A 13,089-nucleotide genomic window follows, 5' to 3' on the forward strand; every position below is an offset into this window, starting at 1 on the left:
CGCCGGCGCCCCACAGGGCACCGGCGGCTTTCGCATGCCCGTCGCGCGCGGCCTCACCCGCTGTATTGACATGATCATGCACTGTCACGAGCCTGGCATCCGGCACATCTGTGCCGGACAACAGCAAGGGGGGCTCATGAGACGAAGAGCGAGCGCGAGATCGATCCTCGCCGCTAGCGCACTGCTCATCGGCGGTCTCGCCGCCGCACCGCACGCCCAGGCGAGCGGGCCCGCGAGAACCCCGGCCGCCGACGACCCGGCGGCCGTGAACGTCTACCAGGCCGACGTCACCAAGAAGCAGATACCGATCCTCATCAAGGCGGGGCAGGACGCCCACGAACTCGCCGGGCAGGCGCCCGAGCGCGGCACCGGCCGCGTCGAGCTGTATCTGACCGAGGGCCAGGCCAAGGCGGTCGAACGCCAGGGCATCGAGCTGAGCGAGCACAAGATCTCCCCGGCCGCCCGGAAGAGGGTCGAGGCCGCGGGGGACGGCGTCTACCGCCCCTACAGCGGAAAGGGCGGGCTCAAGGAGGAGATCGTCAGGACCGGGCAGGCACACCCCGGCCTCACCAAGGTCGTCTCCATCGGCAAGACGGTCCAGGGCAAGGACATCCTCGCCCTGAAGCTCTCCAAGAACGCCAAGAAGTCCAAGGACGGCGCCAAGCCGGCCACGCTCTACCTGTCCAACCAGCACGCGCGCGAGTGGATCACCCCCGAGATGACCCGCCGCCTGCTGCACCACTACCTCGACAACTACGGCAAGGACAAGCGGATCACCAAGCTCGTGAACTCCACCGAGCTGTGGTTCGTGCTCTCCGCCAACCCCGACGGCTACGACTACACGCACGCCGCCGACGGCGAGCGCCAGTGGCGCAAGAACCTCCGCGACATCGACGGCGACGGAAGGATCGCGCCCGGCGACGGCGTCGACCTCAACCGCAACTTCGCCTACAAGTGGGGCTACGACAACGAGGGCTCGTCCCCGAAGCCCTCGTCGGAGACCTACCGCGGCACGGGGCCGATGTCCGAGCCCGAGACCAAGGCGCTCGACCGCTTCCAGAAGCGCATCGGCTTCGAGTACGGCATCAACTACCACTCGGCGGCCGAACTGATCCTCTACGGAGTGGGCTGGCAGGTCGCCACGCCCACCCCCGACGACATCCTCTACAAGGCGCTCGCGGGCACGCCCGAGAAGCCCGCGATCCCCGGCTACCGCCCGCAGGTCTCCTCCGAGCTCTACACCACCAACGGTGAGTCCGACGGCCACGCGGGCAACGTCAACGGCATGTCGATGTTCACGCCGGAGATGTCCACCTGCCAGACCGTCTCGAACATCGACCCCGACGACGCCTGGAAGCCGCAGGACTGCGCCTCCATCTTCACCTTCCCCGACGACGAGAAGCTGATCCAGCAGGAGTTCGCCAAGAACGTCCCCTACGCGCTCGCCGTCGCCGAGACCGCGCTCCACCCCGACCAGCCGGTCTCCGTCAGCGGTGTCGAGGCCCCGGACTTCACCCCGGACGCCTTCTCCACCTCGTACGCGCGCGGAGGCGACCAGGAAGTCGCCGTCACCGCCCGCAAGTCCGTGCGCGACAAGGAGCTGAAGTACCGCGTCAACGGCGGACGTACGCACGATGAGGACCTCAAGGCCTGGAAGGGCGGCGAGACCTACGGCGGCGAGGACAACCTCCACTTCGACCAGTACCGCGCGGAGATCGAGGACGCGCGCGTGGGCGACAAGGTGGAGGTGTGGTTCACCGGCCGCACCAAGAAGGGCCGCACCCACAGCGAGCACTTCACGTACACCGTCGCCGAACGCCCGAGGGCGAGCACGCTGGTCGTCGCCGAGGAGGGCGCCCCGGCCACCCAGACCCAGAAGTACGTCGACGCCCTGAAGGCCAACGGGCGCTCCGCCGCCGTCTGGGACGTCGCCAAGCAGGGCGCACCGCATCCGCTGGGCGTCCTGTCGCACTTCTCCGCGGTCGTGCACCACACCGGCGACCCCGTCCCCGGCGCACCCACCCAACTCGCCCTGCGCGCCTACCTCAACGAGGGCGGCAAGCTCATCGAGTCCGGCGAGCGGACCGGCGGCGACGTCGACCTCGGGGAGGCCCTCACCGACGACTTCGCGCAGTACTACCTCGGCGCGTACGAACGTCTCTCCGCACCCGGCGTCAAGAGCTTCGCGGGCAGCGGCGCGCTCATGGGAGTGGACACCCCGCTCGGCGCCGCCGAAGGCAACCCGCTCGACAAGGCCGGCCGCTTCACCGTCACCTCGGACAATCTGCCACCCAGGCAGTTCCCGCAGTTCAAGAGCGCGGCGGCGGGCTCCTACCCCGGCCTCACCAACCCGTACGCACCCTTCGCGGGCCAGGGCATGGCGTCGGCCACCCACGCCGACCGGGACTACAAGCGGCTCACCCGCACCCTGGACCTGACCGGCGTCTCGGCCGCCGACGGGCCCGAGCTGCGGCTCGCCCTCAACTGGAACCTGGAGAGCGGCTACGACCACGGGCTGCTCGAAGCGCACACCCCGGGCGCCGACGACTGGACGACGCTGCCCGACCGGAACGGCAACTCCCGTGCCACCGTGCCCGCAGAGTGCGCCGCCGGGTTCTTCCTCAACGGCCACCCCTTCCTGCACCACTACCTGACGCAGGGGACGGCCGGCTGCACGGCGACCGGCACCAGCGGCTCCTGGAACAGCTTCACGGGCTCCTCCGGCGGCTGGAAGCCCGTCGCCTTCGACCTGAGCGCCTACGCGGGCAAGAAGGTCGAGGTCTCCCTCAGCTCCGTCACCGACCCCTCCAGCGGAGGGCGCGGCCTCTTCGCCGACAACGCGCAACTGGTCGTCGGCGGCGATGTCAAGGAGACCGAGGGATTCGAGACCTCGCTCGGCTCCTGGACCGTCGCCGCGGCCCCGGCCGGAAGCCCCTCTATCACAGGCGACTGGGCGCGGACCGGGGAGCTCTACCGACCCCACGCGGCGGTCACAGCGCGTGACAGTGTGCTCCTCGGCTTCGGCTTCGAGCACATCCCCGGAAAGGCCGAAAGGGCCGCTCTTATGGGCGCCTCCCTGGCACATCTGCGCAGCTGACGCAGCGTAATCAGGACCAAGGTCCCGGTGGCCCGTACCCCTACTCCGGGGTACGGGCCTTTTGTGCCGCTTGCGGCCCCTCTCGATGTCACCTCAGGGCCTTCAGAGAGGTAGGGTCGGAGGCGGTCGGGGACATCCCATACAACTCGCCGGCGTCTAAAACCGGCGTACCAACGAGGAGATCGGTTTCGTGACGATCCGCGTAGGCATCAACGGCTTTGGCCGCATCGGTCGCAACTACTTCCGCGCGCTGCTCCAGCAGGGTGCGGACATCGAAGTCGTGGCTGTCAACGACCTGGGTGACACCGCGACCACCGCGCACCTTCTGAAGTACGACACCATCCTGGGCCGCCTCAAGGCCGAGGTGTCGCACACCGAGGACACCATCACCGTCGACGGCCACACCATCAAGGTGCTGTCCGAGCGCAACCCCGCCGACATCCCGTGGGGCGACCTCGGCGTCGACATCGTGATCGAGTCCACGGGCATCTTCACGAAGAAGGCCGACGCCGAGAAGCACATCGCCGGCGGCGCCAAGAAGGTCCTCATCTCGGCTCCGGCCAAGGACGAGGACATCACCATCGTGATGGGCGTCAACCAGGACAAGTACGACCCGGCGAACCACCACGTCATCTCCAACGCCTCCTGCACCACCAACTGTGTGGCGCCGATGGCGAAGGTCCTCGACGAGAACTTCGGTGTCGTCAAGGGTCTGATGACCACCATCCACGCCTACACCAACGACCAGCGGATCCTGGACTTCCCGCACAAGGACCTCCGCCGCGCCCGCGCCGCCGCCGAGAACATCATCCCGACCACGACGGGCGCCGCCAAGGCCACCGCCCTGGTCCTGCCCCAGCTCAAGGGCAAGCTCGACGGCGTCTCGATGCGCGTCCCGGTCCCGACCGGCTCCGCCACCGATCTGGTCGTCGAGGTCTCCCGCGAGGTCACCAAGGACGAGGTCAACGCCGCGTTCAAGAAGGCGTCCGAGGACGGCGACCTCAAGGGCTACCTGTACTACACCGAGGACCCGATCGTGTCCTCGGACATCGTCAGCGACCCGGCCTCCTGCACCTTCGACTCCCTGATGACCATGGTCCAGGAGGGTACGTCGGTGAAGATCCTCGGCTGGTACGACAACGAGTGGGGCTACTCCAACCGTCTGGTCGACCTCACGGTCTTCGTCGGCGGTCAGCTCTAATATCCAGAGCAGGCACCTCGATGTGAGCACAGGGTTCGTCCCGCGCGATGCCGCGCCGGACGGGCCCTGTCGCACGTCACAGCCCTCCCAAGGAGTCCAGTAGTGAAGACGATCGACGCACTTCTCGCCGAAGGGGTCAACGGCAAGCGGGTATTCGTCCGCGCCGACCTCAATGTGCCGCTCGCCGACGGCACCATCACCGACGACGGCCGCATCCGCGCCGTCCTGCCGACCGTCAAGGCCCTCGCCGACGCGGGAGCCAAGGTCGTCGTGGCCTCGCACCTGGGCCGCCCCAAGGGCGCCCCGGACCCGGCCTTCTCGCTGCTCCCCGCCGCCGAGCGGCTCGGGGAACTCCTGGGCGCGCCCGTCGCGTTCGCGCAGGACACCGTGGGCCCCGCCGCGCACGACGCGGTGGACGGCCTGGAGCCCGGCCAGGTCGCCGTCGTCGAGAACCTCCGCTTCAACGCGGGCGAGACCAGCAAGGACGACGCCGAGCGCGGCGAGTTCGCCGATCAGCTGGCCGCCCTCGCGGATGTGTACGTGGGGGACGGCTTCGGCGCCGTGCACCGCAAGCACGCCTCCGTGTACGACCTGCCGGCGAAGCTGCCGCACTACGCCGGCTTCCTCATCGCCACCGAGGTCGGCGTCCTGAAGAAGCTCACCGACGACGTCAAGCGGCCCTACGCCGTGGTCCTCGGCGGCGCCAAGGTCTCCGACAAGCTCGGCGTCATCGACCACCTCCTGGAGAAGGCCGACCGCATCCTCATCGGCGGCGGCATGGCGTACACCTTCCTCAAGGCGCAGGGCCACGAGGTCGGCATCTCCCTCCTCCAGGAGGACCAGATCCCGGCGGTCAAGGGGTACCTGAAGCGGGCCGAGGAGAAGGGCGTCGAGTTCGTCCTCCCCGTCGACGTACTCATCTCGCCGACCTTCCCCGACCTGAAGACCAAGGCCCCGTCCAACCCCGCGACGGTCGCCGCGGACGCCATCCCGTCCGACCAGGAGGGTCTCGACATCGGCCCCGAGACCCGTAAGCTCTACGCCTCGAAGCTCGCCGACGCGGCCACCATCTTCTGGAACGGCCCGATGGGCGTCTTCGAGCACCCCGACTACGCCGAGGGCACCAAGGCGGTAGCCCAGGCACTCCTCGACACCTCGGCCTTCACGGTCGTCGGCGGTGGCGACAGCGCCGCCGCCGTGCGGACCCTGGGCTTCGACGAGGACGCATTCGGCCACATTTCCACCGGTGGCGGCGCCTCCCTCGAATACCTCGAGGGCAAGACGCTCCCCGGCCTCGCGGCACTGGAGAACTGACACCTGATGACTACGCGTACCCCGCTGATGGCGGGCAACTGGAAGATGAACCTCAACCACCTCGAGGCCATCGCCCACGTCCAGAAGCTGGCCTTCGCCCTGGCCGACAAGGACTACGAGGCCTGCGAGGTCGCCGTCCTGCCGCCCTTCACCGACCTGCGCTCCGTGCAGACCCTGGTCGACGGCGACAAGCTCAAGATCAAGTACGGCGCCCAGGACATCTCGGCGCAGGACTCCGGCGCCTACACCGGCGAGATCTCGGGCCCGATGCTGGCCAAGCTGAAGTGCGCCTACGTCGCCGTGGGCCACTCCGAGCGCCGTCAGTACCACAACGAGACCGACCAGATCTGCAACGCCAAGGTGAAGGCCGCCTTCAAGCACGGCCTGACCCCGATCCTCTGCGTCGGCGAGGGCCTGGACATCCGCAAGGCCGGCCAGCAGGTCCAGTACACGCTGAACCAGCTCGACGGCGGCCTCAAGGACGTCCCGGCCGAGCAGGCCGAGTCCATCGTGATCGCCTACGAGCCCGTCTGGGCGATCGGCACCGGCGAGGTCGCGACCCCCGAGGACGCGCAGGAGGTCTGCGGCGCGATCCGCGGCCGCCTCGCCGAGCTGTACTCGCAGGAGCTCGCCGACAAGGTGCGCATCCAGTACGGCGGCTCCGTGAAGTCCGGGAACGTCGCCGCGATCATGGCCCAGCGCGACGTCGACGGCGCCCTCGTGGGCGGCGCCGCGCTCGACGCGGAGGAGTTCGTCAAGATCGTCCGCTTCCGCGACCAGTGAGTATGCGCTAGCGGCAATACGTCGTACCCTTGCGGGGGCCGGGCGGCCTCGTTCACCGAGGCTCCGGCCCCCGTCGTCGATACAGAGTCGATTCAGATCCGAGGAAGTTGGTCCAGCCGTGGTTATGGGGTTCTCGATCGCCCTGATCGTCTTCAGCGCTCTGATGATGTTGCTGGTGCTGATGCACAAGGGCAAGGGCGGCGGTCTCTCCGACATGTTCGGCGGCGGCATGCAGTCCTCCGTCGGCGGCTCCTCCGTCGCGGAGCGCAACCTCGACCGCATCACGGTCGTGGTCGGTCTGCTGTGGTTCGCGTGCATTGTCGCGCTGGGCCTGCTGATGAAGGCGAACAACTGACGCCAGGCACTGGTCGCTTGTCCGGTGCCAGCTCGCGTGCGCGGCTTATCATGGGGCTTGCGTCCGGGGCGGGGTGTAACTCCCCGCACTGGACGCGCGTTGGGCCTTACGTAAACTGAGGCGCCCGCAGCAGCACCATCACGCAGGGAGTTACGACCGTGGCAAGTGGCAACGCGATCCGAGGAAGTCGGGTCGGGGCGGGGCCGATGGGCGAGGCCGAGCGCGGTGAGTCCGCGCCGCGACTGCGCATCTCCTTCTGGTGCTCCAACGGGCACGAGACGCAGCCGAGCTTCGCCAGCGACGCGCAGGTCCCCGATACGTGGGACTGTCCCCGCTGCGGCTTCCCGGCCGGTCAGGACCGGGACAACCCGCCGGACCCGCCGCGCACCGAGCCGTACAAGACGCATCTGGCGTATGTGCGCGAGCGGCGCAGCGACGCGGACGGCGAGGCGATTCTCGCGGAGGCGCTCGCCAAACTGCGGGGCGAGATCTAGGACTTGGCGACCGGCCGGGCACCGAAAAGGTGTCCGGCCGGTTTCTTCTGCCGGTACGTGTGCGGACAGATGGCCGCAGACATCTCATACCGCCCGCTGATCCATTAGGTTGGGAAGCGCAGCGGGACAAGGTACGTACGCGGGTACGAAAGAAGGCTGAAGTCCGGATGAACGCAGAAAGCCGCGGCAGGCTCAACAGGACACCCGAGTGGACGGCGCTCGCCGACCACCGTGAGCAGCTCGGGGAGGTGCGGCTGCGCGAGCTGTTCGCCGCGGACCCGACGCGCGGCACGGCGTACACCCTCCAGGTCGGTGACCTGCACATCGACTATTCCAAGCACCTCGTCACCGACGAGACGCTGCGGCTGCTGCGCGAGCTGGCCGCCGCGACCGACGTCTTCGGGCTGCGGGACGCCATGTTCCGCGGCGCGAGGATCAACACCACCGAGGACCGCGCGGTCCTGCACACCGCGCTGCGCGCCCCGAAGGACGCCGTCATCAGGGTCGACGGCGAGAACGTGGTGCCGAAGGTCCACGCCGTCCTCGACAAGATGGCGGTCTTCGCACAGAAGGTCCGTACGGGCGAGTGGACCGGCCACAGCGGCAAGCGCATCCGCAATGTCGTCAACGTCGGCATCGGCGGCTCCGACCTCGGCCCCGCGATGGCGTATGAGGCACTGCGCTCCTTCACCGACCGCGACCTCACCGTCCGCTTCGTCTCGAACGTCGACGGCGCGGACCTGCACGAGGCCGTGCGGGATCTGGACGCCGCCGAGACGCTGTTCATCATCGCCTCGAAGACCTTCACCACCATCGAGACGATCACCAACGCCACCTCCGCCCGCGACTGGCTGCTCACGGAGCTGAAGGCCGGTCAGGACGCCGTGGCCAGGCACTTCGTGGCCCTGTCGGCCAACGCCGAGAAGGTGTCGGACTTCGGCATCGACACGGCGAACATGTTCGAGTTCTGGGACTGGGTCGGCGGCCGCTACTCCTTCGACTCCGCCATCGGCCTCTCCCTGATGATCGCCGTCGGGCCCGACCGCTTCCGCGAGATGCTCGACGGCTTCCACCTCGTCGACAAGCACTTCCGCGCCGCGCCGCCCGAGTCCAACGTGCCGCTGCTGCTCGGCCTGTTGGGCGTCTGGTACGGCGACTTCCACGACGCTCAGTCGCACGCGGTCCTGCCGTACTCGCACTACCTGTCCAAGTTCACCGCGTACCTCCAGCAGCTGGACATGGAGTCCAACGGCAAGTCCGTGGACCGTGAGGGACGCCCGGTCGACTGGCAGACGGGCCCGGTCGTCTGGGGCACGCCCGGCACCAACGGCCAGCACGCCTACTACCAACTCATCCACCAGGGCACGAAGTTGATCCCGGCGGACTTCATCGGCTTCGCCGAGCCGGTCGCCGACCTGGCGCCCGGTCTGGCCGCCCAGCACGACCTGCTGATGGCCAACTTCTTCGCGCAGACCCAGGCGTTGGCGTTCGGCAAGACGGCCGACGAGGTGCGCGCCGAGGGTGTGCCCGAGGAGCTGGTCCCGCACAAGACGTTCAAGGGCGACCACCCGACGACGACGATCCTCGCCAAGGAGCTGACGCCCTCCGTCCTCGGCCAGCTCATCGCGCTCTACGAACACAAGGTGTTCGTGCAGGGTGCCGTGTGGAACATCGACTCCTTCGACCAGTGGGGCGTCGAGCTGGGCAAGGTCCTCGCCAAGCGCGTCGAGCCCGCCCTGACCGAGGGCGCCGAGGTGCCGGACCTGGACGGCTCGACCACGGCCCTCGTCGCCAAGTACCGGGACCTGCGCGGCCGTTGAGCCGCACGGACCGTTAATCGGATGCGGGCGCCCCGCCCGCCGGGTGACACTGCTTCGGCTCTGTCACCCGCCGGGAGGGACCCCGTCATGGACCAGCTGCTCGCCGCGCTCGCCGACCCCGAGAGACTGCGGCTGTACGCGCGCATCGTCCTGGACGACCTGCCGCCGCGCGAGGCCGACTCGCCCGCCGCCCGCAAGCACCTGGGGCGGCTGCTGGCCAACGGGCTCGTGGAGCGGCTGCCCGACGGATCGCTGCGGGCCGACCCGGCCGTCTTCCGGCGGGCTCCCGCGCCGGTGGACGCCCATCCCACCGTGCCGCGCCGCCTCACCGGTTTCTTCGCGCACGGCCGCCTGACCACCATTCCCGTACGCCCTGTCGTACGCCATGAACTCCTCGTCCACCTCACGGACACCCTCTTCGACGCCGACCGCGCCTACAGCGAGCGCGAGATCAACGACGCGTTCCGCACCGTGCACGACGACTCCTCCGCGCTGCGCAGGTACTGCGTCTCCGACGGTCTCCTGGAGCGGGCCTCGGACGGCAGCAGTTACCGCCGCGTCCACGCCCACGCGTAAGGGCCCCGCACCGTCCGGTGCGGGGCCCTCCTTGTCGCGTACGGCCTCAGGCCACGGCCGGGGGATACAACTGCGGCGGGAGCTGCGAGGCCGCCGCCTCGTCCAGTAGCCACAGTGTGCGCGCGCGGCCGTGGGCGCCGGCCGCGGGGGCCTGCACCTCGCCCGCGCCGGACAGGGCGATGGCCGCGGCCTTCGCCTTGTCCTCGCCCGCCGCGAGCAGCCACACCTCGCGGGCCGCCCGGATCGCCGGGAGCGTGAGCGAGATACGGGTGGGCGGGGGCTTCGGCGCGCCGTGCACGCCGACCACCGTGCGCTCCGTCTCGCGCACCGCCGGAAGCTCGGGGAAGAGCGAGGCGATGTGCGTGTCCGGGCCGACGCCGAGCATCAGGACGTCGAAGGTCGGCACCGGGCCGTGGTCCTCCGGGCCCGCGGCGGCGGCGAGTTCGGCGGCGTAGATCTCGGCTGCGGCGTCGACCTCGTACGGGCCGTCCGACGCGGGCATCGGATGCACCCGGGCCGGGTTGAGCGGCACCGCGTCGAGCAGCGCCTCACGGGCCTGGGTGTAGTTGCGCTCCGGGTCACCGTCCGGCAGGAAGCGCTCGTCGCCCCACCACAGGTCGAGGCGCGACCAGTCGATCGCGTCCCGGGCCGGGGACGAACCGAGCGCCGCCAGCAGGCCGTTGCCGTTGCGTCCGCCGGTGAGGACCACCGACGCGTGACCGCGGGCGGCCTGCGCGTCGACGACCTTCGTGATGAGGCGGGCCGCCGCGGCCTGCGCCATCAGTTCCTTGTCGCGGTGGACGACGAGCTGCGGGGTCGTGCTCACTTGGCGGGCACCTTCCTCGGGGTGGCCTTCTTCGTGACGGACTTCTTCGCCGGTGCCTTCTTCGGCGCGGCCGCGTCCTGCGCGTCTTCGGCCTTGTCGGCGGGCCCCTCGGCCTCCGGAGCAGCCTCCGGAGCGGCCCCGGGAGCCGCTATCGGCTCCGACGACGGCTTCAACGGCTCACCCAGCCGCTCCACGCCGTACCTCAGCGAGGACGCGTAGGTGTCGTCCGGGTCCAGACGGCGCAGCTCCTCCGCGATCAGCTCGGCCGTCTCGCGCCGCTTGAGCGCCACCGCGCGGTCGGGCTGTCCCTCGATGGAGAGCGTGGCGAGCGAGCCGTCGGCGCGGTCGAGCACGATGGGACCGCAGTCGGTCTCCATACGTACGCCGGTCAGACCCGGGCCCGCCGACACCGCGCGCTTGACCGGCACGTCGAGCCGGTCCGCGAGCCACATGGCGAGCAGCTCGCAGCTCGGGTTGAACTCCTCGCCGTCCACCCGCACCGAGGTGACCTTGCACGTGACCTGGTCCAGGGCGGCGGCCAGCATGGAGCGCCACGGGGTGATGCGGGTCCAGGCCAGGTCCGTGTCGCCGGGGTGGTAGGCCTCGGCGCGGGCGGCCAGCTCGTGGATCGGCTGCTCGGCCGCGTAGGTGTCCGTGACGCGGCGCTGGGCCAGCGCGCCGAGCGGGTCGTTGGCCGGGTCGAGCGGGGCGTTCACCGGCCACCACACGACCACGGGGGCGTCGGGGAGCAGTAGCGGCAGGACGACCGACTGGGCGTGGCCGATGACCTCGCCGTAGAGCCGCAGGACCACCGTCTCGCCGGTGCCCGCCTCGACGCCGACCCGTACCTCGGCGTCCAGGCGCGAGGTGGTGCGGTCACGGGGCGAGCGGGCGGCGCGCTTGATGACCACGAGGGTGCGCGAGGGGTGCTCGCGTGACGCGTCGTTGGCGGCCCTCAGGGAGTCGTACGCGTTCTCCTCGTCGGTGACGATGACGAGGGTCAGGACCATGCCGACGGCCGGGGTGCCGATCGCGCGGCGGCCCTGCACGAGCGCCTTGTTGATCTTGCCGGACGTGGTGTCCGTGAGGTCGATCTTCATGGCCGACGCCAGCTCCGTCCGTCTCGTGCGAGCATGTCGTCCGCCTCGGTCGGGCCCCAGGTGCCCGCCGGGTACTGCGCGGGCTTGCCGTGCTTGTCCCAGTACTGCTCGATCGGGTCGAGGATGTTCCAGGACAGCTCGACCTCCTCCGTGCGCGGGAAGAGGTTGGCGTCGCCGAGCAGGACGTCCAGGATCAGCCGCTCGTACGCCTCCGGGCTGGACTCCGTGAACGACTCGCCGTACGCGAAGTCCATCGACACGTCCCGGATCTCCATGGAGGTGCCGGGCACCTTCGAGCCGAACCGGACCGTGATGCCCTCGTCGGGCTGGACGCGGATGACGATCGCGTTCTGCCCGAGCTCCTCGGTGGCGGTGTGGTCGAAGGGGGAGTGGGGAGCGCGCTGGAAGACGACCGCGATCTCGGTGACGCGGCGGCCCAGACGCTTGCCGGTGCGCAGATAGAAGGGGACGCCCGCCCAGCGGCGGTTGTCGATCTGCAGCTTGATGGCCGCGTAGGTGTCGGTCTTCGACTTGGGGTCGATGCCGTCTTCCTGGAGGTAGCCGACGGCCTTCTCGCCGCCCTGCCAGCCCGCCGCGTACTGCCCCCGGACGGTGTCCTTGCCGAGGTCCTTCGGCAGCTTCACCGCGCCGAGCACCTTCGCCTTCTCGGCGACCAGCGCGTTCGCGTCGAAGGAGGCGGGCTCCTCCATCGCGGTCAGCGCCATCAGCTGGAGCAGGTGGTTCTGGATGACGTCGCGGGCGGCGCCGATGCCGTCGTAGTAGCCGGCGCGGCCGCCGATGCCGATGTCCTCGGCCATCGTGATCTGGATGTGGTCGACATACGACCGGTTCCAGATCGGCTCGAACATCTGGTTGGCGAAGCGGAGCGCCAGGATGTTCTGGACGGTCTCCTTGCCGAGGTAGTGGTCGATCCGGAACACCTGGTCCGGGTCGAACACCTCGTGCACGATGGCGTTCAGGTCCCGGGCGGAGGCCAGGTCGTGGCCGAACGGCTTCTCGATGACCGCGCGGCGCCAGGAGCCCTCGGGGGCCTCGGCCAGCTCGTGCTTCTTCAGCTGCTGGACGACCTGCGGGAAGAACTTGGGGGGCACCGAGAGGTAGAAGGCGAAGTTGCCGCCCGTGCCCTGCGCCTTGTCCAGCTCCTGGATGGTGGCCTTGAGCTGCTCGAACGCCTTGTCGTCGTCGAAGTTGCCCTGGACGAAGCGCATCCCCTGGATGAGCTGCTGCCAGACCTCTTCGCGGAACGGCGTACGCGAGTGCTGCTTGACCGCGTCGTGGACGACCTGGGCGAAGTCCTCGTCCTCCCAGTCGCGGCGGGCGAAACCAATGAGAGAAAAGCCCGGCGGCAGCAGACCTCGGTTGGCGAGGTCGTACACAGCGGGCATCAGCTTTTTACGGGACAAATCGCCCGTGACGCCAAAAATGACCAGGCCCGACGGCCCCGCGATACGCGGGAGCCGTCGGTCTGCGGCGTCACGCAGCGGATTGCTGCTTGACAAAGT

Annotated in this window: 11 protein-coding genes; 8 read left to right on the forward strand and 3 right to left on the reverse strand. The window is 69.4% G+C overall.

What is annotated here, in order from left to right; translation table 11 throughout:
* Nucleotides 1-136 precede the first annotated feature (136 nt).
* The 8 genes from ACWDZ7_RS11625 (at nucleotide 137) to ACWDZ7_RS11660 (ending at nucleotide 9,640) form a co-directional block, all read left to right on the forward strand.
* The gene (locus tag ACWDZ7_RS11625; protein ID WP_451796483.1) at nucleotides 137-3,097 is read left to right on the forward strand and encodes a M14 family zinc carboxypeptidase; all 2,961 of its coding nucleotides are present in this window, start codon (nucleotides 137-139) and stop codon (nucleotides 3,095-3,097) included.
* 190 nt (nucleotides 3,098-3,287) lie between these two features.
* Nucleotides 3,288-4,298 carry a type I glyceraldehyde-3-phosphate dehydrogenase gene (gene gap, locus ACWDZ7_RS11630; protein WP_451796484.1) on the forward strand — a complete coding sequence of 337 codons (1,011 nt, stop codon included), beginning with the start codon at nucleotides 3,288-3,290 and terminating at the stop codon, nucleotides 4,296-4,298.
* A gap of 102 nt (nucleotides 4,299-4,400) precedes the next feature.
* Nucleotides 4,401-5,612 (forward strand): phosphoglycerate kinase, encoded by a 1,212-nt coding sequence (locus tag ACWDZ7_RS11635; protein WP_451796485.1) that lies wholly within the window; start codon nucleotides 4,401-4,403, stop codon nucleotides 5,610-5,612.
* A 6-nt stretch (nucleotides 5,613-5,618) separates the two neighbouring features.
* On the forward strand, nucleotides 5,619-6,395 hold the full coding sequence (gene tpiA / locus ACWDZ7_RS11640; protein ID WP_451796486.1) for a triose-phosphate isomerase: 777 nt from the start codon (nucleotides 5,619-5,621) through the stop codon (nucleotides 6,393-6,395).
* A gap of 124 nt (nucleotides 6,396-6,519) precedes the next feature.
* Nucleotides 6,520-6,750, forward strand: a complete 231-nt coding sequence (gene secG, locus ACWDZ7_RS11645; protein ID WP_030784160.1) for a preprotein translocase subunit SecG — start codon at nucleotides 6,520-6,522, stop codon at nucleotides 6,748-6,750.
* Nucleotides 6,751-6,908: 158 nt separating this feature from the next.
* Entirely contained in the window at nucleotides 6,909-7,244 is a 336-nt protein-coding gene (locus tag ACWDZ7_RS11650; RefSeq protein ID WP_003957010.1) for an RNA polymerase-binding protein RbpA, read from the forward strand.
* A 167-nt stretch (nucleotides 7,245-7,411) separates the two neighbouring features.
* The gene (pgi, locus tag ACWDZ7_RS11655; protein WP_451796487.1) at nucleotides 7,412-9,064 is read left to right on the forward strand and encodes a glucose-6-phosphate isomerase; all 1,653 of its coding nucleotides are present in this window, start codon (nucleotides 7,412-7,414) and stop codon (nucleotides 9,062-9,064) included.
* Between the two features lie 87 nt (nucleotides 9,065-9,151).
* Nucleotides 9,152-9,640, forward strand: coding sequence for a DUF2087 domain-containing protein (locus ACWDZ7_RS11660; protein WP_451796488.1), 489 nt, complete (start codon nucleotides 9,152-9,154; stop codon nucleotides 9,638-9,640).
* A gap of 46 nt (nucleotides 9,641-9,686) precedes the next feature.
* On the opposite strand, the gene pgl is transcribed toward ACWDZ7_RS11660, so the two are convergent.
* From pgl to zwf, 3 genes are read right to left on the reverse strand one after another with little or no spacing between them, the layout of a single operon-like run.
* Nucleotides 9,687-10,466 (reverse strand): 6-phosphogluconolactonase, encoded by a 780-nt coding sequence (gene pgl, locus ACWDZ7_RS11665; protein ID WP_451796489.1) that lies wholly within the window; start codon nucleotides 10,464-10,466, stop codon nucleotides 9,687-9,689.
* Complete coding sequence (opcA, locus tag ACWDZ7_RS11670; protein WP_451796490.1) at nucleotides 10,463-11,566, reverse strand: glucose-6-phosphate dehydrogenase assembly protein OpcA; 1,104 nt, start codon at nucleotides 11,564-11,566, stop codon at nucleotides 10,463-10,465. Before opcA ends, pgl begins: the two co-directional genes overlap by 4 nt.
* On the reverse strand, nucleotides 11,563-13,086 hold the full coding sequence (gene zwf / locus ACWDZ7_RS11675) for a glucose-6-phosphate dehydrogenase (protein WP_451796491.1): 1,524 nt from the start codon (nucleotides 13,084-13,086) through the stop codon (nucleotides 11,563-11,565). Before zwf ends, opcA begins: the two co-directional genes overlap by 4 nt.
* Between the last annotated feature and the right edge of the window lie 3 nt (nucleotides 13,087-13,089).

Source organism: Streptomyces sp. NPDC003032 (assembly GCF_053591415.1).